This is a genomic window from Streptomyces sp. Inha503 (assembly GCF_047215865.1).
In the GTDB taxonomy this organism is placed as follows: domain Bacteria; phylum Actinomycetota; class Actinomycetes; order Streptomycetales; family Streptomycetaceae; genus Streptomyces; species Streptomyces lycopersici.
Map to the genome: position 1 here is coordinate 207,196 of NZ_CP178360.1, position 26,140 is coordinate 233,335.

General features: G+C 71.3%; 6 protein-coding genes and 1 pseudogene. 3 read left to right on the forward strand and 4 right to left on the reverse strand.

Annotated features, from left to right (window positions below; genetic code table 11):
- Positions 1 to 813: 813 nt before the first annotated feature.
- Genes pdhA through ACJX2R_RS01110 form a run of 3 tightly spaced genes read left to right on the forward strand, consistent with a single transcriptional unit; the run spans position 814 to position 4,293 of the window.
- Positions 814 to 1,938 (forward strand): pyruvate dehydrogenase (acetyl-transferring) E1 component subunit alpha, encoded by a 1,125-nt coding sequence (gene pdhA, locus ACJX2R_RS01100; RefSeq protein ID WP_413098308.1) that lies wholly within the window; start codon positions 814 to 816, stop codon positions 1,936 to 1,938.
- A 1-nt stretch (position 1,939) separates the two neighbouring features.
- Positions 1,940 to 2,956: an alpha-ketoacid dehydrogenase subunit beta gene (locus tag ACJX2R_RS01105; protein WP_413098309.1), complete on the forward strand. Its 1,017-nt coding sequence runs from the start codon at positions 1,940 to 1,942 to the stop codon at positions 2,954 to 2,956.
- Entirely contained in the window at positions 2,953 to 4,293 is a 1,341-nt protein-coding gene (locus tag ACJX2R_RS01110) for a dihydrolipoamide acetyltransferase family protein (protein ID WP_413098310.1), read from the forward strand. The genes ACJX2R_RS01105 and ACJX2R_RS01110 overlap by 4 nt, the downstream gene beginning before the upstream one ends.
- Before the next feature lie 52 nt (positions 4,294 to 4,345).
- Here the strand turns inward: ACJX2R_RS01110 and ACJX2R_RS01115 are convergent, their stop codons facing one another.
- The 4 genes and pseudogenes from ACJX2R_RS01115 to ACJX2R_RS01130 all read right to left on the reverse strand — a co-directional run bounded on the left by ACJX2R_RS01115 (position 4,346) and on the right by ACJX2R_RS01130 (position 26,132).
- On the reverse strand, positions 4,346 to 5,734 hold the full coding sequence (locus tag ACJX2R_RS01115; protein WP_413098311.1) for an FAD-dependent oxidoreductase: 1,389 nt from the start codon (positions 5,732 to 5,734) through the stop codon (positions 4,346 to 4,348).
- Positions 5,731 to 10,770 (reverse strand): annotated as a pseudogene (locus ACJX2R_RS01120) (beta-ketoacyl synthase N-terminal-like domain-containing protein); the annotation flags it as partial. The gene ACJX2R_RS01115 and the pseudogene ACJX2R_RS01120, both read right to left, overlap by 4 nt.
- 101 nt (positions 10,771 to 10,871) lie before the next feature.
- Positions 10,872 to 15,434 carry a type I polyketide synthase gene (locus tag ACJX2R_RS01125; protein WP_413098312.1) on the reverse strand — a complete coding sequence of 1,521 codons (4,563 nt, stop codon included), beginning with the start codon at positions 15,432 to 15,434 and terminating at the stop codon, positions 10,872 to 10,874.
- Positions 15,435 to 15,464: 30 nt separating this feature from the next.
- The gene (locus ACJX2R_RS01130) at positions 15,465 to 26,132 is read right to left on the reverse strand and encodes an SDR family NAD(P)-dependent oxidoreductase (RefSeq protein ID WP_413098313.1); all 10,668 of its coding nucleotides are present in this window, start codon (positions 26,130 to 26,132) and stop codon (positions 15,465 to 15,467) included.
- Positions 26,133 to 26,140 lie beyond the last annotated feature (8 nt).

A 26,140-nucleotide genomic window follows, 5' to 3' on the forward strand; every position in this document is an offset into this window, starting at 1 on the left:
TGCTGATCTCCTTCAAGATCTTCGTCTTCTCGAAGGATCAGCCGGTGGCCGTCTGTCTATACGGGCCCTCACCCCGACGCCGAGGAAAACCCCCGGATCAGGCGGAACCCGGTCCACCAATTCCAAAGACGCAACCCCCGCCGGTCGCAGAATCCGCAGGTCAACCGTCAAAAGCTGCTCACTTCCAGGAGAGCCGCAACAGCCGCAACCGCCAATCCTTCCGGTTCAGGCGCCATTTGATCCTGCTGCCGATCACTCCGATGACACTTCCCGTGCACACGGCGGCCGTTGACGCGCGATCGCGATCGATGTAAGGATCCGAGCGGGCTGGACAAGCCACTCGGGGGAGGCATTATGGACACGTTCCAGTTCAGCGGTTCCGGCGAAGCCGTCCCGGTCTTCCGGGCATCTCGCGCCCAGCGAAGAATGCTCTTCCTGGAGGAGATCGCAGCGGGTGCGCCGACTTCTCACAACCCTATCCGCCGTCGGCTGAACCTCGTGCCGGTCAGCTCGGCCGGGCAACCGGGGTGGACTGTGGGGGATGTCCGGTCCGCCGAGACGGCGCATGCGCGATGGGTCACCGAGCCGCTCACCATGACCATGTACCGCAGCGTCGTGGACGGCCGGTCGCTGGGCGTTCTCCTCGGAGCGCCGGCCCGGGGACACTGACGTGCCCTGGCCGGTCGGTAGCGACGACCCTGGCCGTTGATCTCCCCGTCGTCCGTTCCCGAGCCCGCTCGGGAACGGACGACCCCCGCACGCACCTGGCGACCAGTCACCCGACCGTTCACGCCACAGAGAGCGAGCCCCTTCATGTCCGGCACGGCCGCAGCGTCCGTACCCCGTCTCCGACCAGCGGCGGAAGCGCTGCTGCCGTCGTCGGTCCCCGTACAGCTCGTTACCGAGGCCGGTCGGGCGTCCCCGGCGCCCTCGGACTACCCCGAACCCCCGGCGGAGCAACTGCGCGAGACATACCGGCAGATGGTGGTGGGCCGACGCTTCGACCAGCAGGCGTCCGCGCTGGCCCGGCAGGGGCGGCTCGCCGTCTACCCCTCGAGTCGGGGTCAGGAGGCCTGCCAGATCGCCGGAGTCCTCGCGCTGCGGGAGCAGGACTGGCTTTTTCCCACCTACCGGGACACGGTGGCCATGGTGGCGCGCGGCGTGGACCCGGTGGAGGCCCTGACCCTGCTGCGCGGTGACTGGCACTGCGGCTTCGATCCCGTGGTGGCCCGGGTAGCGCCCCCGTGCACACCGCTGGCCACCCAGCTGCTGCACGCCACGGGGATGGCGGACGCCCTGCGCCGCAAGGACGAGAACGGGGTGGTGATGGCCTTCGTCGGGGACGGCGGAACGAGTGAGGGCGACTTCCACGAGGCGCTGAACTTCGCGGCGGTGTTCCGGGCGCCCGTCGTCTTCCTCATCCAGAACAATCAGTACGCGATCTCCGTACCGCTCGACAGGCAGACCGCCTCACCGGCCCTGGCGTACAAGGGCGTCGGCCACGGAATGCGTTCCGAGCAAGTGGACGGCAACGATCCGGTGGCCACGCTCTCGGTGCTGACCGCTGCTGTCGAGCACGCCCGGTCCGGACGCGGTCCCTTCCTCGTGGAGGCCCACACCTACCGGGTGGACGGGCACACCAACGCCGACGATCCCCGGCGCTACCGGACCGACGACGAGGTGCGGCGGCGGAGCGCGGCGGACCCGGTGCCGCGTCTGGAGACCTATCTGCGTGACCGGGGTGTCCTCACGGACCAGGACGTCGACGCCGTACGGGCGGAGGCCGAGGAACGGGCCGCCGCTCTGCGGACCCGCATGGCCGCCGAGAGCCCGCTGGACCCGCTCGAACTCTTCGAGCACGTCTACGCCGAGCCCACACCCCAACTGCTGGAGCAGCGCGATCAGTTGGCCGCCGAACTGAAGGGCACCGAGAGCTGACATGGGTACGGCCACGATGGCGCAGGCCCTCAACACGGCCCTGCGCGACGCGCTGCGCGAAGACGAGCACGTGCTGGTGTTCGGGGAGGACGTCGGCCGCCTCGGCGGTGTCTTCCGCATCACCGACGGGCTGACGGACGCGTTCGGGGAACAGCGCTGCTTCGACACGCCACTCGCCGAGTCCGGTCTCGTCGGGCTCGCGGTGGGCCTGGCGATGGGCGGGTTCCGCCCGGTGGTGGAGATCCAGTTCGACGCCTTCGCGTATCCGGCGTTCGAGCAGATCACCTCGCATGTGGCGAAGATGCGCAACCGCACCCGGGGTCGCGTGGCGCTGCCGATGGTGCTGCGCATCCCGTACGGCGGCGGGATCGGCGGCGTCGAGCACCACAGCGACTCCAGCGAGGCGTACTACGCCCACACCCCGGGGTTGAAGGTCGTCACCCCGGCCACCGTCGAGGATGCCTACTGGCTCCTGCGGGATGCCGTACGCGATCCGGACCCGGTCGTGTTCCTGGAGCCCAAGAAGCTGTACTGGTCCAAGCAGGACATCGACTTGGAGCGACGGGGCACGGCGGCCCTCGGCCGGGCGGTGGTGCGGCGCCCGGGACGCGATGCCACGCTGGTCGCCTACGGTCCCTCGGTTCCGGTCGCGCTCGACGCGGCGGCCGAGGCGGCGCGGGAAGGACTCGACCTGGAAGTCGTGGACCTGCGCACGCTCGTGCCGTTCGACGACGAGACGGTGGTGGCGTCGGTGCGGCGGACCGGCCGGTGCGTGGTCGTCCAGGAGGCGCAGGGGTTCGCGGCGGCCGGTGCCGAGATCGTCGCGCGTGTGCAGGAGCGTTGCTTCCACTCATTGGCCGCTCCCGTCCTGCGCGTCGCCGGCTTCGACATCCCGTACCCGCCGCCCAAGTTGGAGCATGTCCATCTGCCCGGCGTGGACCGGGTGCTGGCGGCGGTGCACCGACTCCAGTACGACGACGAGCCGGACACCCGGCATCTCGCTCGGGGGGTCGCATGACCACCGCCCCGGAACGCCGGGTCTTCACCCTGCCCGACCTCGGCGAAGGGCTCACCGAGGCGGAGGTCGTCGCGTGGCGAGTGGCCGTGGGTTCCACCGTCGACGTCGATCAGGTGGTGGTGGAGGTCGAGACCGCGAAGGCGACCGTCGAGGTGCCGGTGCCGTACGCCGGGACCGTGCTGGAACTGCACGCCGACGTGGGGGCGGTGCTGGCGGTCGGCGCGCCACTCATCTCCGTGGGACGGGTGGCCCCGTCCGGCGCCGCCCGAGGGGAACCACCGGCTCGCCAGGACGACGGGGAACACCACGGGACCGGGAGCGGCCATGTCCTCGTCGGATACGGAACGGACCATGCCCCGGCCGGCCGACGCCGACGCGCCAGAAGTGCCGCCGTGCCGTCCGGGCGGACCGGGCCGACCGGTGGCGCGCCTGCGCAGGCTGAGCGGCCCGATGGCGCCGGCCGGGCGGCCGCACCGTTGGTGATCTCCCCTCTGGTCCGCTCGCTCGCGCGGAAACACGGTGTCGATGTCGCCCGGCTCTCGCCCAGCGGGCCGCACGGAATCGTCCTGCGCCGCGACGTCGAGCAAGCCATGGCGCAGGCCGCCCAACCCGCCACGGCAGACACCCCCGCGGCACAGGCGCCCGACAGCGTGATGCGCATCCCCCTGAAAGGCCGGCTGAGAACCGCGGCCGAGAAGCTGTCCCGCAGCGGCGCAGCCCCGTGTGTCACCACGTGGGTGGATGTGGACGCGACCGGTCTGCTGCGGATGCGCGAGAACCTCCGAGCCTCGGAACCCGGCCAGCACATCGGTCTCATGGCGCTTCTGGCACGTATCTGCGTCGTGGGGCTCTCCAGGTTCCCGGAACTGAACTCGACGGTGGACGAGGAGCGGGGCGAGATCGTCCGCTTCTCCGGCATAGGCTTGGGCTTCGCCGCTCAGACCGAACGCGGTCTCGTCGTCCCCGTGGTACGCGACGCGCATCGGATGACGATGGCCGAACTGGCGGCCGAACTCACCCGCCTGACCGGGGAGGCGCGCTCCGGCGGCCTGCGGCCCCAGGCGTTGACCGGAGGAACGTTCACGCTCAACAATTACGGCGTCTTCGGCGTCGACGGTTCCACACCGCTCCTCAACCACCCCGAAGCGGCGATGCTGGGCGTCGGCCGCATCGCCGACAAACCCTGGGCGGTCGACGGAAGGCTCGCCGTCCGCAAGGTGACCCAGCTCTCCCTGACTTTCGACCACCGTGTCTGCGACGGCGGCACCGCAGGTGGTTTCCTGCGCTACGTCGCGGACTGCGTGAAGCGCCCCGCGAATCTCCCGGCGGAGCCGTGACCCGGCATGTGACCCCACCCCCGTCGGCGCGGTCACCTGATCGGGCGGGGCCTCATGCGCGGCTGTCAGCACATCCGGCAGACGGGAGTTCGCCGGGTTTGATCGGCGGTTCCGCCGGCGGCTCGGGCACGGGCCCGCGCCGGGCGTCGAGAATTCTCGAAGAGATGACACCGGCCGGGGATTCCGACAGTGTGTTGATGGCATACGATGCCGCGCTGACGACCGGGTCGACGAGCGCCAGTCTTTCCAGCGCGTCGGAGATCCCCGAGGACACGTCCGGGCTTCGATCCGCCAACTGGACGCGAGCTCCCGGATAGCGGATGTCCTGCCGCGTCGCGAGGGCCCACGCGTCCCGCACCCCCTCGGCGACGGCCTGTTGTGCCTTTCTCGCGACAGTGCCCCCTTCAGGGTCGGCGGCCAGCACCCGTTCCAGAGCCCTGGCCCCGATGGCCGCGCAGCTCATTCCGTGGCCGTAGACGGGGTTGAAGGCCGCGAGCGCGTCACCGAGCACGAGCAGGCCTTCCGGCCAGCGGCTGACGCGGTCGTAGTGCACCCGCCGGTTCACCGTGCTGCGTGACGAATAGATCCCGGTCAGCGGTTCGGCGTCCTCGATGAGCTCGCCGATGAGCGAATGCCGGAGACTGTGCGCGAACGTGAGGAACCCGGCCTCGTCGACGGGGGGTTCCCCGCCCCGCGTGCCGGAGACCGTGACGATCCACTGGCCGTTCTCAACGGGCAGCAGTACGCCGTTGCGGCCTGGTTCGGCCGAGTCCGGGGCCGACATGATGGTGATGAGGGGAAAGGTGTGCGGTGTTCCCTCGGGCGCCTGGAATATCCGGGTCGCATAGACGAGACCGGAGTCCACCGAGTCACTCCTGACCGGCGGGATTCCCAGGCCCAGCAGCCAGTTCCGGGCCCGCGACGCGCGACCTGTCGTGTCCACGACTAGATCCGCGGACACGGTTTCGCCGCCGTTTTCCCCGCGTACATCGGCACCGGTGACACGGGACGCGTCGCCGAGCAGGCGCACGGTTTCGGTACCGGTGCGGACCACGATGCGTTCGTCGCGGAGTACCTGCCGGCGGACCACCCAGTCCAGCAGCGGCCTGCCGCAGGAAACCAGGAAATGGGAGGCGGGGAACCGGGTCTGCCAGCCGTGCGCGGTGAGCGCAACCAGGTCCTCCGGCAGCCCGATCCGCCGTGCTCCGGCCTCGTACAGGGCGGCCAGGGTGCCCGGCACCAGCTCGTCGACGGCCTGCGCCCCGCCTGCCATCAGCAGGTGGGCGTGATGCGCCTGCGGGGTGCCCTTGCGGGGCAGCGGTCCGTCGGGCAGCCGGTCCCGCTCCACGACCGTCACCGCGGCGCAGTGGCGCGCGAGTGCGGCGGCGGTGAGCATCCCGGCGAGACCGCCGCCCAGAACCAACGCGTGGTCGAACTTCACTTCTTCTCCCCCTCAGTCCCGTGCGGTCCGAGCCACTCGTGGATCACTCGTGCTGTGTGCCCGGCGTGGTCTTCCAGCACGGTGAAGTGGTCACCGGGGACGTCGATGGTGACATCCATCAGGTTCCACGGTGCCAGCCCTGCGAGAGAAGCCTCCCCGCCCAGCGGCTCGGACGCGCGGACCAGCAGTGCAGGCGCGCCGACCCGGCCCGGTGCCCAGTCGAAGGAGAGGTACCGGGCCATCGCACCGATCCAGGCGTCGCCCCAGAGGTCTCCCGGCTCACCCCCCAGGCTGTTGTTGCGGCGCACCAGCTCCGGCAGCAGACGGACGAAAACACCGGTGTCCCGTTTTCCCGGCGCCCACTCCGGCAGATGGCTGTCGATCGCGACCACTCCCGTGAGCGCGGCATCCGAAGGTTCGAGGCGCTGGGCGACCGCGTGCGCCACGATTCCGCCCGAGGAATGTCCCAGCAACGCGAACGGCCGTCCGCGGGCGGCTGAGAGGACACTTTCGGCGTGGGCGGCCACAAGCGCGTCGAGGCTCCCGGGAAGCCGCTCGCCCCGGCGGAAGCCCGGTTGCGGCAGGACGATGACCTCGCGGATCCCCCGCAGCGAGCCCGCGATGCGCGCGAACTGATGGGCGCCCGACCGGCCGACGATCGCCGGGAAACAGATCAGCACCGTGTCCTCAGTGCCATCGGGGCCCTCGGCCAGCCGGACCGGCTCGACGGCCCCGCCTTCCTCGAAGGACGACCGGAAGTGCGAAAGCTGGTCGATCGCGGTGAGGAACCGCTCGGCCTCGCCGTCCTCCGCCGCTTTCACGAACATGGCCTCCAGTCCGTCCGCCTGCTCTCGCGCGGGGCCCTCCGGTTGCCGCGACGTCATCAGCGGCAGGAGGTACTTCGCCACGGCCGCGGGGGTCGGGTGGTTGAACACCAGCGTCCTCGGCAGTGTCAGCCCGGTCGCCCTGCCCAGCACCGTGCCGAGCTCCGTACCGGTCAGCGAGTCGAATCCGATCTCGAGGAACAACGAATCCGGCCGCACCGGAGCGGTGGACCGGTGCCCGAGCACGGAAGCCGCGCAGGCGCACACGAAGTCCGTCAGCCGCCCCTCCTGCTCGGCTTCCGGCAGGCCGTCCAGTGAAGGCGCGCCCGTTCCGGCGCTCTCCGGCGCGTCGACCAGCTCGTCGAACACCCGCAGGCCGCGGTCCGCGGCGAGGCGGGACCAGTCGGCATCGGCGATCAGGACGTCCGTCTCGCCGAGGTCCAGCGTGCGCTGGAATGCCTCGACCGCCGAGGGCACCGGGATCGGCCGGAGGGCTTCGCCCGGACCGTCTCCCGGGCCCCAGATGAGCAGGGTGGCGGGAAGGCCGAGGGCCTCGCGGCGCCGGACGAGCGCGGCGTGCGACTCGTGCACCGTCGCCGCGGGGCCGGTTCCCCACACGCCTTCGCCGGAGGAGACCAGAAGGAACAGGTCGAGATCGAGCCCGGCGGTGAGCTCGTGCAAAAGCTCAGCGGTCGCTTCGGGCCGTTCGGCGAGATGGACGACGCCGGTCAGCGGACAGTCGGCCGGCAGGGCAGCGAGTACGTGCGAGAGCTCCGCACCGTCGGCTTCGGTGCTCGGCACCCCGGCTTCCGCCAGCTCGGCATGGACCTCCTTCGCCGGTTCCCCGGCGAGCACGAGGTGTTCCGCGCCGGCACCGGCCAGCCAGCGCGCCACCGCCTGGGCGAGCGCGCTGTCGGCGCCGGACAGCAGGACCGTCCCACGTGCCTGCCACGGCGCGGTGAGCGAGCGCTCCGGCACCGGCGCGGGCACGACCCGGCGGACGAACGAGCCCGGACCGCGCACCAGGAACCGCCGCTCGCCGGCCGGCGCGGCCACCGCGGCCGCCACCCGGTCGGCCACCAGATCGTCCACGGCCTCCGGCAGCTCGATCACACCGCCGGTCGGGGGCGCGGGTTCGCCCGCGTTCCTGGTCAGCCGCCAGACCGGCGCTCCCGCAGCGCTGTTCTCCCCGCTGGTCATCTCTCGTGCCGAGAGAATCCCGTCCACGGGTTCCTCCGGCAGACCCGGCTCCCGGTACCGGACGACGGCACCGTGGCGCTCCATTGCTCGCGCGCACGCCGCGATCCCGTCGTCGCCCGGGTCCGCGTCGATCAGCCAGGTTCCGCCGAGGATCGGGGGGCCCGCGATGAAGCGGCGCCACTCGACGCGGTACCGCAGCGCGTCCGCGGTCCGCCGGTCCGCCTGCCGCTGCCGCCAGGCCGTCAAGGCGGGCAGGGCTTCGCGGAACGGCCGGTCGAGGTCGAAGTCCAGTGCGTTGCGCAACGCCTCAACGTCTTCCCGGTCGATGGCGTCCCAGAGCGGAGAGTCGGCCGTGTGACCTCCGGCCCGGGGATCGGGGCCGTCCACCCAGTAGCGCTCGCGCTGGAACGCGTACGTCGGCAGCTCCACATCGCGGCCCCGGCCCACCACCGCGGGCCAGTCCACGAACGCCCCGGCCACGAATGCCTCCGACAGCGAGGCCAGGAACCGCGCCCGCTCGTTCTCCTCGCGGCGCAGAGTACCCACGGCGGTGGCCTCGGCGCCCGCGGCGGCCGCCGTGTCCGCGAGGCTCATGGTCAGCACCGGATGCGGCGATACCTCGACGAACATCGTGTGCCCGTCCGCCAGCAGCGCGCGGGTCACCCGCTCGAACTCGATCGGCCGCCGTGCGTTCTCGTACCAGTATTCGGTGTCCAGTGCCGCGGGTTCCAGCGGGCCGCCGGTCACCGTCGAGTAGAACCGGACCTCCCCGCCTTCGCACGGCACGATCGGGCCGAGCAGATCGAGCAGCCGCTCCCGCAGGGGCTCGACCTGGGCGCAGTGCGAAGCTACGGTCGTCGATACGACACGCGCCCGCGCTCCCTCGGCCACGCATGATTCGACGAACCGCTCCAGCGCCGGAACCGTCCCGGCCACCGTGCACGCGCCAGGACCGTTGACCCCGGCGACGACCAGGCCCTCGTCCCCGCGGGCCAGCCGCTCCCGCACCCAGTCCGCACCGGCGCCCACCGAGGCGATCGCCCCCTTGCCGGCCAGTTCCTCGGCGAACAGCCGGCTGCGCACCGCGATCACCCGGACCGCGTCCTCCAGCGTGAGCAGACCGGCCACGCGGGCCGCCGCCACCTCGCCCTGCGAGTGCCCCACCACCGCGGCCACCCGGACACCGCAGGAGCGCCACAGCGCGGCCAGCGAGACCATGACCGCGAACAGCGCGGGTTGCAGCACCTCGATCCGGTCCAGTCCCGGGGCCCCGGGCTCGCCGCGGATCACGTCCACCACCGACCACGACGCGTACTGCCGGAACGCCGCGTCGCAGGCCGCCATCTCGGCCGCGAACACCTCGGAGCTGTCGAGCAGCCCCGCGGCCATCCCGGCCCACTGGGTGCCTTGTCCGGGAAAGACCATGACCACACCGTCCCGGCCGGTCCCCGAAACCCCGCTGACCGCGGCGGCGTCCGGGGTCCCGGTGGCGACCGAGGCCAGCCCGGCGAGCAGGCCCTCCCGATCGGCGCCAGTGACCACCGCCCGGTGCTCGAACACGCCGCGCGTGGTCGCCAGCGAGTGTGCGATGTCCACGGAGGACACATCCGGACGGGCGAGAGCGAACGCCCGCAACCGGGCCGCCTGTGCCCGCAGCGCCCCGGCCGAACGCGCCGAGACCACCCACGGCACCGGTCCGCCGGGTCCGTCCGCACCATCGGCACCTGCGGCCTCCGGCGCCTGTTCGAGGATCACATGGGCATTGGTGCCGCTGATCCCGAACGACGAGACGCCCGCGCGCCGCGGGCGCCCGGTCTCCGGCCACGTGGCTTCCTCGGCCGCCACCTCGACCGAACCGGTGCTCCAGTCCACTTCGGTGCTCGGCTCACGCACGTGCAGCGTGCGCGGGACGACTCCGTGCTGGAGCGCCAGCACGGTCTTGATCACCCCGGCGGCTCCGGCGGCGGCCTGGGTGTGCCCGATGTTCGACTTCAGCGAGCCCAGCAGCAACGGCCGCTCCCGGCCCTGCCCGTAGGTCGCCAGCAACGCCTGCGCCTCGATCGGGTCGCCCAGCCGCGTACCCGTGCCGTGCGCCTCCGCAACGTCCACATCGCGCGCTTCCACCCGTGCGTCCTCGAGAGCCTGCCGTATCACCCGTTGCTGCGCGGGGCCGCTGGGTGCGGTCAACCCGTTCGAGGAACCGTCCTGGTTCACCGCGGAACCGCGCACCACTGCCAGAATCCGGTGGCCACGGCTGACCGCGTCGGACAGCCGCTCGACCAGCAACAACGCGACACCTTCGGACAGGCCGGTGCCGTCCGCGCCATCCGCGAAGGCCTTGCACCGGGCGTCCCTGGCAATACCGCGCTGACGGCAGAATTCGACGAAGGTGGCGGGCGTCGACATCACCGTTACACCGCCGGCGAGCGCAAGGTCGCATTCCCCGGAGCGCAGCGAGCGGACGGCCAGGTGCAGCGCCACCAGCGACGAGGAGCACGCGGTGTCCACGGTGACCGCGGGCCCTTCCAGCCCCAGCGTGTAGGCCAGCCTGCCGGAGAGCACACTGGCCGAGGTCCCGGTGCCCAGCAGCCCGGCGAGGGAGTCCGGCACCTCGGTCAGCCACGAACCGTAGTCCTGGTAGTTACTGCCCACGAAGACCCCGGTGCCGCTCCCCCTCAGCGACGGCGGCTTCAGCCCGGCCCTTTCCAGCGTCTCCCACGACGTTTCCAGCAGCAGCCGTTGCTGCGGGTCCATCGCCAGTGCCTCGCGCGGGGAGACACCGAAGAAGCCCGCGTCGAAGTCGCCCGCCTGGTGCAGGAACCCGCCTTCCCGGACGTAGCAGGTGCCGACGCTCTCAGGGTCCGGGTCATACAGCGACTTCAGGTCCCAGCCGCGATCATCCGGGAAGTCCGAGATCGCGTCGCCGCCGGAGGACAGCAACCGCCACAGCTCGTCCGGCGTGGACACCCCGCCGGGCAGCCGGCAGCCCATGCCGATGATCGCGACGGGCTCCTGTGCACGCTCTTCGAGTGCGCGCACCCGCCGGTTGGCGGTCATCAGATCGGCGGTCACCTCCTTGAGGTAATGCCGCAGGGTCTCCTCGGTGGTCCCGCTCATCGTTCCCCCAACTCTTTGGTGATCAACGCGATCAACTCGTCGTCGTCGGCGTCGTGGACCATCGCCACGTCGGCGGCCGCATCCGCTGCGCCGGGGTCCCGCAACTGGTCGACCACGCTCTCCAGCCGCTTCCGCAGCCGGGTCCTCGTCTCCTGGTCCACATCCGGCTCGAGCACGTCCCTGGCCAGTGCGTCGACCGCGGCCAGCAGCCGCCCGCTCCCGTCCTCCGCCACCAGCCGGGTGGCCAGGTGCTTCGCCAGCTCGGCGGCCGACGGGTGGTCGAAGGCGAGCGTGGCGGGCAGTTTCAGGCCGGTGGCAGCGGCCAGCCCGTTGCGCAGTTCCACCGCCCGCACCGAGTCGAAGCCGATGTCCTGGAAGGCGCGTCCTGGCTCGGGGCTTTCGCCCGCCGGGTAGCCGAGCACCCTCGCCACCTGCGTGCGGACCAGGTCGAGGATCGCCTGCCGCTGCTCGCTCCTGGACAACCGGGCGAGCCGCTCGGCGAACGCAACCTCCGTGGCAGGCTCATCGGGACGGCGGGATTCCGCGATCAGCTCGAACATCCGTGTGGGCCGGGCGGCCACCGGACTGCGCGTCCAGTCGATGTCGACCACCAGTGGCGCGGGTTCCTCGCCCCCCACCGCCGGGGCGAGCACGGTGATCGCAAGCTCGGGATCCATCGCGGGCGCGCCACGGCGTTTCAGGTCGTCGGCCACCGCGACCGCCATACCCGCGTTGGCCCAGTGTCCCCAGGCCACCGAAGTGGCGGGCAGCCCGTCGGCGCGCCGGTGTGCGGCCAAGGCGTCGAGGTAGGCGTTGCCGGGGGCGTAGTTCCCCTGACCGGGGCCGCCGAGGACGCCCGCGGCGGAGGAGAAGAGCACGAACGCCTCGACCTCCCCGACCAGCTCGTGCAGGTTCCGCGCCCCGTCGACCTTGGGGCGCAGCGCGGTTTCGACCTGGTCCGGGGTCAGCGCGTGCAGCATGGCGTCGTCGAGCACGCCGGCCGTGTGCACCACGGCGGTCAGCTCCCCCGGCAGTTCGGCCAGCAGTTGGGCCACCTCATCGCGGTTGGCCACGTCGCACTCCGCCACGGACACTCCGGTGCCCATGGTGGACAGCTCTTCGCACAGTGCGGCGGCGCCCTCGGCGCGGGTGCCGTGCCTGCTGGTGAGCACCACGTGCGCGGCGCCGTTGGCCGCGAGCCAGCGGGCCACCCGCGCTCCCAGCCCGCCCGTGCCTCCGGTGACAAGCACAGTGCCTCGCGGGGTCCACTCCGCGCCCGGTGTATGCCGCGCCCGGCGGAGGCGACAGCCGAACACGCCGGTGGAGCGGATCGCGAGCTGGTCTTCGCCGATGTCCCCGGACAGGGCGGCGGCCAGGCGCCGCCCGGCCTGTTCGTCGACCTCGGCGGGGATGTCGACCAGCCCGCCCCAGCGGTCGGGGTGCTCCAGCGCGGCGATCCGGCCCATGCCCCACAGCAGGGCCTGCTCCGGCTGGGACACCGGTTCCGTGCGGTTGACGGCCACCGCACCCGAGGTCACGCACCACAGCGGCGCCCGGACACCGGCGTCGCCGAGCGCCTGCAAGAGGGTCACGGTCTCGGCCAGCGCCGCGCGACCGCGGCAGCCGAGCAGCGAGACCACGCCGCGCACGTTCCCCGGTACCTCGCGCAGCCTGGCAGCGAGCCGCTCACGGTCGGTACCGCCGACGGTCAGTCGCGTCACCTCGGCGCCCGCCATGGCCGCGGCAACCGCCGACGGCCATGTGACGTCCGGGTCTTCGGGGGTCAGGACGAGCCAGGTTCCGGAGAGCACCGGCGCCACGGGTTCGGGCACCGGCGTCCAGCCGACGCGGTAGAGCCAGGAGTCGGCCGCGGACCGGGCGTTCGGCACCGAGTCGGTGATTTCCGGCCAGTAACGCCTGCGCTGAAAGGCGTACGTCGGAAGGTCGGCCATGGCGCCCCCGCCGGCCACGCGTGGCCAGTCCACCGCCGCACCCGCGCCGAAGAGTTGGGCGAGAGCGCCGAGAAACCGCGGGCCTTCGTCCTCGTCCCGGCGCAACGTGCCGACAACAACCGCTTCGGTGCCCTCCGCGACCTGCTCGATCGCGGGGGTGAGCACCGGATGGGCGGACACCTCGACGAACGCGGTACGGCCGTCCGTCAAGGCGCCTGAGATGGCCTGCTGGAAGAGCACGGTCTGCCGGAGGTTGCGATACCAGTAGTCCGCATCCAGCCCCTCGGTATCGAGCACTCCCCCGGTCACCGTGGAATAGAACGGAATCTCACCCCGGACCGGCCGGATACCGGCCAGTTCCTCCCGCAACCGCCCCGCCAACACCTCGACCTGGTCCGAATGCGACGCGTAATCCACCGCAATCCGCCGCGCTCGCACCCCCTCCGCCTCCCAACGCACCAGCAACTCGGCCAGAACCTCGTCCTCCCCGGACACGATCACCGAACCCGGCCCATTCACCGCGGCAACACCCACCCCACCACCGAGCACCCCACGCACCACATCCTCGGAAAGCGAGACCGACACCATCCCACCACAGCCCGACAACGACTCCCCCACCAGACGACTGCGCACCACCACAACCCGCACCGCATCCTCCAACGACAACGCCCCCGCCACATAAGCAGCCGCCACCTCACCCTGCGAATGACCCACCACCCCCGCAACCCGCACACCACACGCCCGCCACAAAGCCGCCAACGACACCATCACCGCAAACAACACCGGCTGAAGAACCTCAACCCGATCCAGCCCCCAACCACCCCGCAACACATCCCGCACCGACCACGACACATACGCCGACAACACCACATCACACGCTGCCAACTCGGCAGCAAAAACCTCACACGAATCCAACAACCCAGCAGCCATACCCACCCACTGCGAACCCTGACCCGGGAACACCAACACCACACCATCACGCGCCGACCCACACGGCTCCACCACCGCCAACGAATCCAAACCCCGCAACAAGGCATCACGCCCAGCACCCACCACGACCGCACGATGCTCGAACACCGAACGCAACGCGAGCGCGCGGCCGACCTCTGCGGGCGTCAGCTCCGGATGCGCCACCACGTGGTCCCGCAGCCGGAGTGCTTGTGCGCGCAGCCCATCCCGGGACTTCGCCGACACCACCCACGGCACGACCCCCGCGACCAACGGCGCCCGTGTGTCCGTCTCGGACCGGACGTCCTCGGGTGCTTCGAGGACGACGTGGGCGTTGGTACCGCTGATCCCGAACGAGGACACCGCAGCGCGCCGCACCCGGCCCGACTCCGGCCAGGGCATCGGCTCCGCCGCCAGCGCCACCGCACCCGCGGACCAGTCGACCTCGGGCGACGGCTCGTCCACGTGCAGGGTCGGCGGCACCACACCGTGCCGCATCGCAAGCACCATCTTGAGCACACCCGCCACACCCGCGGCCGCCTGGGTGTGGCCGAGATTGGACTTCACCGAGCCGACCAGCAGCGGCCGCTCCCGATCCTGCCCGTAGGTCGCCAGCAACGCCTGGGCCTCGATCGGATCACCCAGTTTCGTGCCGGTTCCATGTGCCTCCACAACGTCCACATCGGACGGTTTCAGTTCCGCGTTCCGCAGAGCCTGCCGGATCACTCGCTGCTGTGACGGGCCGTTCGGCGCGGTCAACCCGTTCGACGCACCGTCCTGGTTCACCGCCGAACCCCGCACCACCGCCAGCACCCGATGCCCCTTGCGCCGGGCGACCGACAATCGCTCCACCACCAGTACGCCCACGCCCTCGCCCCAGCCGGTGCCGTCGGCCGCCGCCGCGAACGCCTTGCACCGGCCGTCGGCGGCCAGCCCGCCCTGCCGGGAGAACTCGAGGAACCCGCCCGGCGTGGACATCACCGTCACCCCACCCGCCAGCGCCAGGTCACACTCGCCCGAACGCAGTGCCTGCGCCGCCAGGTGCAATGCCACCAGCGAGGACGAACACGCGGTGTCCACAGTCACCGCGGGACCTTCGAGGCCCAGGGTGTAGGCGACCCGGCCGGAGATCACGCTGCTGGCATTGGTCGCCAGGTATCCGAATCCCTGGTCCGGGGTGTGCATCAGCAGGTTCGAGTAGTCCTGGCTGTTCACCCCGGCGAACACTCCGGTGGAACTTCCTTTGAGCGCCGTCGGGTCGATGCCCGAGCGTTCCAGTGCCTCCCAGGAAGCCTCCAGCAGCAGCCGCTGCTGCGGGTCCATCGCGGTCGCCTCGCGCGGCGAGATCCCGAAGAACCCCGCGTCGAAATCCGCCGCGTCGTAGACGAACCCGCCCTCTTGCGTGCTGGATACGTACTGCTCGAACCCGGCCACGTCCCAGCCGCGGTCCACCGGGAACCCCGCGATGGCGTCGCCACCCGACGACAGCAGTTGCCACAGCTCCTCCGGTGAAGCCACTCCGCCTGGCAGGCGGCAGGCCATGCCCACGATCGCCACCGGTTCCGGGGTGGCCGACTCCATCAGGCGCAGCCGGCGCCGGGCTTCGTACAGCTCGCTGGTGACCCATTTCAGGTGAGTCCGCAGCTCTTTCTCGCTCATGACGCATGACCCATCTCGTCGGCCGGGACTTCACGTGTCGTTTTTGAACTCGCTCTGGATGAAGCTGAACAGCTCGTCGTCGCTGGCCTCGTCCAGCATCGACCGGACGGCGCCAGACTCCTCCTGCTCGCCACCGGACCTGGACAGGATCAGGCCGGCCATCCGCCGCGCCTGTTCCCAGGCCGGGTCGTCGTCCGGCAGCGCCGCGAGTTTCTCTTCCAGCTGCCGCAAGACATCCGCCACTGCGAGCGGCGACGCCTGCGGGGGAGCGACCAGCTCGATGAGATAGTCGCTCAGCGCGACCGCGGTCGGGTAGTCGAAGAGCAGGGTCGCAGACAGCTTGAGCCCGGTCGCGGTGGTTATCCGATTGCGGAGCTCCACGGCGGTCACCGAGTCGAACCCGAGGTCCTTGAAGGGCCGGTCCGGCTCGATGGTCTGGTCCGGACGGTAACCGAGTACTTCGGCAACGTGGCCGGTCACCACCTCCAACAGAACCCTCTGCCGTTCGGCCTCGCCGAGCGGGGCGAGACGTTCGGCGAGCTTCGGGCCCTCGTCCGCCCTGGCCTCCCTGCGCGCGGCCCGCCGCGCTTCGGGCAGGCGGTCGACCAGCGGGCCCAAGTTCGCCAGTACCGAGGAACCCCAGTCCACGTCGATCACGACCGGGGCCGGGTCCCCCGCCGCGACCGCGTCTCCCAGTGCCGTGGTGGCCAGGTCCGGCGGCATCGCCGGCACGCCGCGGCGCAGCAGGTCTTCGGTGAGCGTCCCGGCCATTCCCGCGCCCGCCCAGTTTCCCCAGGCGATCGAGGTGGCCGGGAGGCCGAGGCCACGCCGGTGCACCGCCAGTGCGTCGAGGAAGGCGTTCGCGGCGGCGTAGTTGCCCTGGCCCGCGTTGCCGAAAACCCCGGCTGCGGAGGAGAACAGCACGAACGCCGACAGGTCCATCCCGGCGGTCAGCTCGTGCAGATTCCACGCGCCGTCTGCCTTGGGGCGCAGCACGGTGTCCACCTGCTCGGCGGTGAGCGAGTCCAGCACCCCGTCCTCGAGCACACCCGCGGCGTGCACGACGGCGGTCAACGGCACGTCCTCGGGAATCAGCGCCAACAATTCGGCCACCGCGGCACGGTCGGCCACGTCGCACGCGGTGATGGTGACGCGCACCCCGAGTGCGGCGAGCTCATCCCGAAGTTCGGCCGCGCCGCGCGCCGACATGCCCTGACGGCTTGTCAGCAGCAGGTGCTCGGCCCCATTGGCGGCCAGCCACCTGGCGACGTGCGGCCCGAGTCCGCCGGTGGCACCGGTGAGCAGCACGGTGCCGGACGGTGTCCACCGGGGTGCGCCGTCCGCCGGAACCACGCGGACCAGGCGACAGCCGAACAGACCCGCCTGCCGTATCGCGAGCTGGTTTTCCCCACTCGTACCGGATACCGCGGCAGCGAACCGCCGGAGGGCCTTCGCGTCCGCGTTCGCGGGCAGATCCACCAGCCCGCCCCAGCGGTCCGGCAACTCGATCGCGGCGACCCTGCCGAGCCCCCAGAGCAGCGCCTGCTCCGGATCGTCGACCCGGTCGGTGAGTCCGGTCGCGACGGCGCCGCGCGTGACGCACCACAGCGGTGCCCGGAGGCGCGTTTCGGCCAGGGTACGCAGCAACACCAGGGTGCCGTTCACGGCGGGGCGTCCCCAGTCGGCGAGCCACGACACGACCCCGGCGACCTCGGAGACGCCGGCCGCCGCCGCACGCACACGTTCGGCCACCGAAGCCTCGTCGGCGGAGTCGACCTCCACGCGCACCACATGGGCACCGGCCTCTGTGAGTGCCGCCACCTCGGTCTCCTCGTCGAACTCGTGCGGCACCACGGCCAGCCAGGTGCCGGTGAGCACGGATGCGCCGGGGTCGGCCAGCGGCACCCAGTCGATCCGGTACCGCCAGTGGTCCACGACCGAACCCGCCACACCGGCGGGCACAGCGGGAGGCTCCTGGTCCAGCCAGTGCCTGCTGCGCTGGAAGGCGTAGGTCGGCAGGTCGACCCGGGCGCCCGCGTCGATCACGGTCGTCCAGTCGAGGTCGATCCCGCCGCCGGCGAACGCCGTTCCCACCCCGGTGAGCACACTGCCGGCTTCGGGCTCGTCCGGGCAGAGCAACGGGACGGCCAGCGCGTCTTCGACTCCGCACTCGGCGACCAGGTTGGTCAGCACGGCGCCGGGCCCGGCCTCGAGGAAGGTCCGCACGCCGCGGTCCGCCAGGCAGGCCAGGCCGTCGGCGAACCGCACGGTTTCCCGGACATGCCTGCCCCAGTACTCCGGCGTGCGGATCTCGTCCCCGGCGACCGTGCCGGTCACGTTCGAAATCACCGGGATGCGCGGCGCGTCGAGCGAAAGCCCGGCCACGGCCCTGGTGAACGGGTCGACCACCGGGTCCATCAGCACCGAGTGGAACCCGTACCGCGTGCTCAGCCGCCGCACGCGGCGTCCTTGCCCACGCCACCACTGCTCGATCTCGGCCACGGCCGCTTCGTGGCCGGACACCACCACGGACGCCGGGCCGTTCACGGCCGCCACGTCCGCCCGGCCGGTGAACCCGGCCAGCATTTCCCGGACCTCGGCGTCGGTGGCCTCCACCGCCAGCATCGCGCCGGGTTCGGCGTCCTCGCTCATCATCCGCCCACGGGCGGCGACCAGGGCACAGGCATCGGCGAGGGAGAGCACACCCGAGACGTGGGCGGCGGCGATCTCACCGATCGAATGCCCCAGCACATAGTCCGGCCGGACACCCCAGGACTCCAGAAGCCGGAACAGGGCCACCTCGACGGCGAACAAACCGGCCTGTGCGTACATGGTCTCGTCGAGGAAGTGCTTTTCGGTGTCCGAGAGGGCGTCCGCCAGCGATACGTCCAGGTGCCCGTCGAACTCGGCGCAGATCTCGTCGAAGGCGGCCGTGAACACCTCGAACCGGGCCCGCAGCTCCCGGCCCATCCCGGCCCACTGCGCACCCTGGCCGGGAAACAGCAGGGCCACGCCCGCGCCGCCGGCCCTCGCAGTGGCGCCCGTCGCCACCGATCCAAGCCCGCGCACCAGCGTTTCGCGGTCCTCGCCGACGACCACCGCACGGTGGTCGAACAGGGCCCTGGTGCGTACCAGGGAAGCGGCCACGTCCACCGTGGACAGCCCGGGCCTTGCCATGACGAACTCCCGCAGGCGCGCGGCCTGTGCGCGGAGGCCCGCGGGGGACTTGGCCGAGAGCACCCACGGAATGGCTCCCGCCGAAGGGCAGGCGGGTTCGGGCTCCGCCGGTTCGGGGGCTTCGAGGACGACGTGGGCGTTGGTGCCGCTGATCCCGAACGAGGACACCCCCGCGCGCCGCACGCGTCCGGACTCCGGCCAGGCCATGGTTTCGGTCGCCAGCTCCACCGCTCCGGCCGACCAGTCCACCTCGGGGTTCGGCTCGTCCACGTGCAGTGTCTTGGGCGCCAGGCCGTGCCGCATCGCCAGCACCATCTTGATCACCCCGGCCACCCCCGCGGCCGCCTGCGTGTGCCCGATGTTCGACTTCAGCGAGCCCAGCAGCAGCGGGCGCTCCCGGTCCTGCCCGTAGGTCGCCAGCAACGCTTCGGCCTCGATCGGGTCGCCGAGCCGCGTACCCGTGCCATGTGCTTCGACAACGTCCACATCGGACGGTTTCAGCCCGGCGTTCTCCAGCGCCCGCCGGATGACCCGCTGCTGCGACGGGCCGCTGGGCGCGGTCAGGCCGTTGGACGCACCGTCCTGGTTCACCGCCGAACCCCGCACCGTCGCCAGCACCCGGTGCCCGTGCCGGCGGGCGTCGGACAGCCGCTCGGCGACCAGAACCCCGACGCCCTCGCCCCAGCCGGCGCCGTCCGCGGCCGCCGCGAAGGACTTGCACCGGCCGTCCGCCGCGGTGCCCCGCTGGCGGGAGAACTCCACGAAGGTGGAAGGCGTGGACATCACCGTCACCCCGCCCACCAGCGCGAGATCGCACTCGCCCGAGCGCAGCGCCTGCGCCGCCAGGTGCAGGGCCACCAGCGACGAGGAGCAGGCCGTGTCCACGGTGACCGCGGGCCCTTCGAATCCGAACGTGTAGGACACGCGTCCGGACAGCACGCTCGCGGCGTTGATGGCGAGGTACCCCGCGATGGCCTCCGGGTTGGTCATGAACCTTGCCGAGTAGTCCTGGCCGCTCAGTCCGGCGAACACCCCGGTGGAACTTCCCTTGAGCGCCAGCGGGTTCAGTCCGGCGCGTTCCAGCGCCTCCCAGGAGACCTCCAGCAGCAGCCGCTGCTGCGGGTCCATCGCGGCGGCCTCACGCGGGGAAATCCCGAAGAACTCCGCGTCGAACTCGGCAGCGTCGTAGACGAACCCGCCTACCTGCGTGGAGGACGAGCCCCGGCCGGGATCGTCACCGGACAGGCCGGTCAGATCCCAGTCGCGGTCCACCGGGAACCCCCCGATGGCGTCGGTGCCGGAGGACACCAGCTCCCAGAGGTCCTCCGGCGAGGCCACCCCGCCCGGCAGCCGGCAGGCCATGCCGACGAGCACGATCGGATCTTCGTCCACGGCCGTGGGCGCGGCCGTCACGGTGGCCGGAGCGGCGGACTCGCCGACGAGGACGGTGCGGAGGTGGTCGGCCAGTTCGGTGACCGTGGGGTGGTCGAAAACGAGGGTGGCGGGCAGCCGGAGGCCGGTCGCGGCGGTGAGCCGGTTGCGCAACTCGACCGCGGTCAGGGAGTCGAAGCCCAGGTCCTTGAACGCCCGCCCCGTTTCGACGTCCTCGGCGGAGCCGTGCCCGAGCACGGTCGCGGCGTGCGTGCGCACCAGGTCGAGCACCAGCTCACTGCGCTCGGGCTCGGCCATCGCGGCAAGCCGGCGCGCCAGGCCGGAACCGGACGCCGTCACCTCGACCCGGCGAGCCCGCACCCGGACCAGGTCACGCAGGATCGGCGGCACTTCCGCCCCCTCGGCGACGCGGGGCGAGAAGTTGCTGGCCACCAGGTAGGGGCTACCGGTCTCCAGCGCCGCGTCGAACAGGGCGAGGCCGTGGGCGCTGGTCAGCGGCCGCAGCCCGGCACCGGTGATCCGGGAGAGGTCCCGGCCGGCCATGTGTCCGGTCATGGCGCTGCGGTCCTCCCACAGCCCCCAGGCGATGGACGTCCCGGGGAGGCCCTGGGCGTGGCGGCGTCGCATGAGTGCGTCGAGGAAGGTGTTCGCGGCCGCGTAGTTTCCCTGTCCCGGGCCGCCGAAGGTGCCCGCGGCGGAGGAGAAGACCACAAAGGCGGCGAGGTCCATCTCACGGGTCAGCTCATCCAGAACCACAGCGGCATCGACCTTCGGACGGAACACCCTCGCGACCCGCTCCGGAGTCAGCGACTCCAGCACCCCGTCATCCAGCACACCCGCCGCATGAATCACACCACTCAACCGCTGCCCCGCCAGCACCCCCGCAGCAGCCTCACGATCAGCCATATCCGCCGCCACCACCCGCACCCGCGCACCCAACCCGACCAACTCATCCCTCAACCCCACCGCACCGGGAGCATCCAGACCCCGACGACTGACCAGCACCAGATCCCTCACACCATGCTCGGCCACCAAATGCCGCGCCACATGCCCACCCAACATCCCCGTACCACCCGTGACCAACACCGCGCCACCCGACAACGAACGCGGAACAGTCAGCACCAACTTCCCCACATGCCTCGCCTGAGACAAAAACCGAAACGCCTCACCAGCCTGCCGCACATCCCAAGCCGTCCTCGGCAACGGCCACAACACACCCCGCCCAAAAAGCTCCAACAACTCCCCCAACATCTCCCGAACCCGATCCGGACCCGCCTCACCCAACTCAAACGCCCGATACCAAACCCCATCCGGCTCCCGAACATCCGTCTTCCCCATCTCCACAAAACGCCCACCAGGCCCCAGCAACCGCATCGACGCATCCACAAACTCACCCGACAACGAATTCAGCACCACATCCACCTCAGGAAACACCGACCCGAAATCAAGCGTCCGCGACGAAGCAATCCGGGCCGGATCAACACCCATCCCGGCCACCACCGACTGCTTCGCCGGACTCGCCGTCGCAAACACCTCACAACCCCAATACCGCGCCAACTGCACCGCAGCCATCCCCACACCACCAGCAGCCGCATGCACCAACACCGACTCACCAGCACGCACACCCGCCACATCACGCAACGCATAAAACGCCGTCAAAAACACAATCGGCACCGACGCCGCCTCAGCAAAACTCCAACCCACCGGAATCCGCGCCACCGCCCGCGCATCAGCCACCGCCACCGGACCAAAAGCACCCGTGAAACCCCCGAAAACCCGATCACCCACCGCCAAACCCTCAACCCCCGGACCCAACTCACACACCACACCAGCACCCTCACCACCCAGCGGCCCAGGATCACCCGGATACATCCCCAGCACACTCAACGCATCCCGGAAATTCACCCCAGCCGCACGAACCTCAATCCGCACCTCACCACAAGCCAACTCCCGCACCGACTCCGGAGCAGACACCACCGCCAGATTCTCCACCGTCCCCCGACCCGTCACATCCACCCGCCACGACACACCCTCCGGCGCCCGCAGGCCGGGGCGGGCCCTGGCCAACCGCGCCACGAACGGCTCGCCGCCACGGACCGCGATCTCCGGCTCCCCCGAAGCCACCGCGGACGGCAGCACCGCCGCCGACTCCGGTCGGTCGTCCACGTCCACCAGCGTGAACCGCCCCGGGTGCTCGCTGCGCGCCGAACGCACCAGCCCCCAGACCGCGGCGTGGTCCGCATCGGACAGAGGGTCGCCTCCGCCGACGGACATCGCGCCCCGGGTCACGAGCACGAGCCGTCCGCTGTCGAACCGGGTGGCCCAGGTCTTCAGCAGCGCCAGCACCCTCGTGGTCTCCTCCACCGCGGAGCCGCCCGGTGGCAGGCCCACCAGGACGTCCCCGGCGCCATCCCACTCCTCGAGGGACTGGATGGACTGGAGGGACGATGCCTCCCCGAGCGCCAGGCCGTCGGCGCCCAGCACCACCGGGCGAGCGTCGGCCGCGTCGCCGGGGCGTTCCAGGGCAACCCAGTCCACGCTGAACAGACCGTCCCGCACCGGCGCCGACGCGCCCAGCTGGGCCCGGTCCACCGCACGCAGCGCAAGGGACTCCACCGACAGCACCTCGCGGCCGTCGCCGTCCGCGGCAGCCAGGGAAACCGTGCCGTCGGAGCCGGTGCTCAGTCGCACCCGCAGCGTCGTCGCGCCCACCGCGCGCAGCTCGACCCCGCTCCACGAGAACGGCAGGCCGATGCCGTCGCCCGGGCCGTCCTCCAACGCGGCGACACCCATCGGGTGCATGACCGCGTCCAGCAGGGCCGGGTGCACGAGGTGGCCGGTCCCGTCGGCCTCGTCCAGGGCCACCTCGGCGAACGTCTCGTCACCCCGCCGCCAGGCGGCCCGCAACCCCTGGAATGCCGGACCGTACTCGTATCCGGCCCCGGCGAACCGGTCGTAAGCATCGTGCACATCGAGGGCATCGGCGGCCGGCGGCCACGTCAGCGCCCAGTCACCGGAGCCCGGAGCGCCCTCCGCCGCGCTCAGGACCCCGCTGGCGTGCCGCACCCACTCGCGCTCGTCGGGAGCCCCGGTGTCCACGGCGGAATAGATGGTGACCGGCCAGAGCCCGTCGTCTCCCGGGCGGTCCAGCACCACGCGCAGGTCACGGGTCTCGTTCTCACGGAGCACCATCGGCGCGTGCAGGGTCAGCTCGTCGACGCGGGTGCAGCCGACCCGCTCACCGGCGCGTAGCACCAATTCCAGCAGGGCGGCCCCCGGGGCGAGCACCGTACCGAGGACGGCGTGATCGGCCAGCCATGGCTGCTGGGCGAGCGAGACCTGACCGGCGAACAACCAGCCCGCGGGTCCCTCGACACCCGGGCCCAGCAGGCGATCGCCGTGCTGGTCGCCCACTTCCAGCCAGTACCGAGTGTGCTGGAAGGCGTAGGTCGGCAGATCCAGCCGGGCACCGGTGCCCACCACGCCGGACCAGTCCACCGCGACCCCGGTGACGAAAGCCTCGCCGAGGGAGGCGAGGAATCGCGTCACGTCGTCGGTGTCCCGGCGCAGGGTGCCGACCGCGGCGACGGCCACATCCGCGGCGTCCGCGATCGCCTCGATCCCGGGGGCCAGCACCGGATGGGGGGACACCTCGACGAACGCGGTGTGGCCCTCGTCGAGCAGGTTCTGGACGGTCTGCTGGAACAGAACCGTGTCGCGCAGGTTGCGGTACCAGTAGTCCGCATCCAGTCGTTCGGTGTCGAGCACTCCCCCGGTCACCGTGGAGTAGAACGGAACCGAGCCCGCCCGGGGCCGGATGCCGGCCAGTTCCTCCAGCAACCGCTCGGCCAGCACCTCGACCTGGGCCGAATGCGAGGCGAAGGCCGCAGCGATCCGGCGGGCGCGCACTCCTTCGGCTTCCCAGCGTGTCAGCAGTTCGGTCAGGGCCCCCTCCTCGCCGGAGATCGCGACCGACTCCGGCCCGTTGACCGCGGCGATGCTTGCCCGGCCGTCAAGCGCCTCCCGTACCTGGTCCTCGGGAAGCGACACGGACACCATGCCGCCCCTGTCCGACAAGGACTCCGCGGCCAGACGGCTGCGCACCGCCACGATCCGTGCCGCGTCCTCCAGTGACAACGCACCCGCGACGTAAGCGGCCGCGACCTCACCCTGCGAATGGCCGACCACTCCGGCAACCCGCACACCACACGCCCGCCACAAAGCCGCCAACGACACCATCACCGCGAACAACACCGGCTGAAGAACCTCAACCCGATCCAGCCCCCGTCCACCCCGCAGCACATCCCGCACCGACCACGACACATACGCCGACAACGCCACATCACACGCCGCCAACTCGGCGGCGAACACCTCGGACGAATCCAGCAGGCCGACGGCCATCCCCGCCCACTGCGAACCCTGACCCGGGAACACCAGCACCACACCTCGCTCGGCGCCGGCCACACCCGAGACGACATCCGCGGCGGGGACCCCGCCCGCCAGTGAGGCCAAGCCAGCCATCAGCGAGTCGCGGTCGGCGCCCAGCACGACTGCGCGGTGCTCGAACACCGAACGCGTCGAAGCCAGCGAGAACCCCACATCGACGGGCGAGAATTCCGGATGCGCCATCACGTGGTCCCGCAGCCGCGCGGCCTGTGCGCGCAGCCCGGCGGCGGACTTCGCCGACACCACCCACGGTGTCGCGGCACCGGGGAACTGCCCCGGGACCGGCTCGGTCTGCCCCTCCTCCGTGGGCGCCTGTTCGATGACGGCGTGGACGTTGGTACCGCTCACCCCGAAAGAGGACACTCCTGCCCGGCGCGGATGCCCGGTCTCCGGCCACGCTGCCGATTCCGTCACCAGCCGCACCGATCCCGCCGACCAGTCCACCCGTGGGTTCGGCTCGTCCACGTGCAGCGTGGGCGGCACCACTCCGTGCCGCATCGCCAGCACCATCTTGATCAGACCGGCCGCCCCGGCCGCGGCCTGGGTGTGCCCGATGTTCGACTTCAGCGAGCCCAGCAGCAGCGGTCGCTCCCGGTCCTGCCCATAGGTGGCCAGCAGGGCCTCGGCTTCGATCGGGTCACCCAGGGCAGTGCCCGTGCCATGAGCTTCGACGACGTCCACATCGGACGGTGACAGGCCGGAGCTCTCCAGCGCTTGCCGGATGACCCGTCGCTGCGACGGGCCGTTCGGCGCGGTCAGACCGTTCGATGCCCCGTCCTGATTCACCGCGGACCCCCGCAGCACGGCCAGCACCCGGTGTCCCTTCCGCACCGCGTCGGAGAGCCGTTCCACCACCAGAACCGCGACGCCCTCGCTCCAGCCGGTGCCGTCCGCGGTCGCGGCGAAGGACTTGGACCGGCCGTCCGCGGCCAGCCCGCGCTGGCGGGAGAACTCCACGAACCCGCTGGGTGTGGCCATCACCGTCGACCCGCCTGCCAGCGCCATGTCGCATTCGCCCGAGCGCAGCGCCTGTGCCGCCAGGTGCAGCGCCACCAGTGACGAGGAGCACGCCGTGTCCAGAGTCACCGCCGGGCCTTGGAGCCCGAGGATGTACGAGATCCGTCCGGACGCGAGGCTGCCCACGTTGCCGTTGCCGAAGAGACCTTCCAGCTCTGCCGGCGCCTGCTGGAACCGTGTCGCGTAGTCCTGGTAGATCACGCCCGCGAAAACGCCGGTGGAACTTCCCCGCAGCGACAGGGGGTCGATCCCGGCGCGTTCCAGCGCCTCCCAGGAAACCTCCAGCAGCAGCCGCTGCTGCGGGTCCATCGCGGTCGCCTCGCGCGGCGAGATCCCGAAGAACCCCGCGTCGAAATCCGCCGCGTCGTGGAGGAAACCGCCCTCCCGCACATAGGTCTTCCCCGGCCGGTCCGGGTCGGGATCGAACAGCCCGTCGAGGTCCCAGCCTCGGTCGGTGGGGAAGCCGGTGATGCCTTCGCCGCCGGAGGACACCAGATCCCACAGAGCCTCGGGCGAGGCGACACCACCGGGCAGACGGCATCCCATGCCCACGATCGCCACCGGCTCCTGCTTGGCCAGCCGCAGGTCCATCAGCCGCTGCCGGGTGTCCTGTAGTTCGGCGGTCACCTTGCGGAGGTAACTGCGGAGCTTGTCTTCGTCAGCCATTGTGTTCC

Bases quoted from the DNA above. Each gene is read 5' to 3' on its own strand.
- ACJX2R_RS01110 (WP_413098310.1), top strand. From the start codon at position 2,953: ATGACCACCGCCCCGGAACGCCGGGTCTTCACCCTGCCCGACCTCGGC.
- ACJX2R_RS01125 (WP_413098312.1), bottom strand. From the start codon at position 15,434: ATGAGCGAGAAAGAGCTGCGGACTCACCTGAAATGGGTCACCAGCGAG.
- ACJX2R_RS01105 (WP_413098309.1), top strand. From the start codon at position 1,940: ATGGGTACGGCCACGATGGCGCAGGCCCTCAACACGGCCCTGCGCGAC.
- pdhA (WP_413098308.1), top strand. From the start codon at position 814: ATGTCCGGCACGGCCGCAGCGTCCGTACCCCGTCTCCGACCAGCGGCG.
- ACJX2R_RS01130 (WP_413098313.1), bottom strand. From the start codon at position 26,132: ATGGCTGACGAAGACAAGCTCCGCAGTTACCTCCGCAAGGTGACCGCC.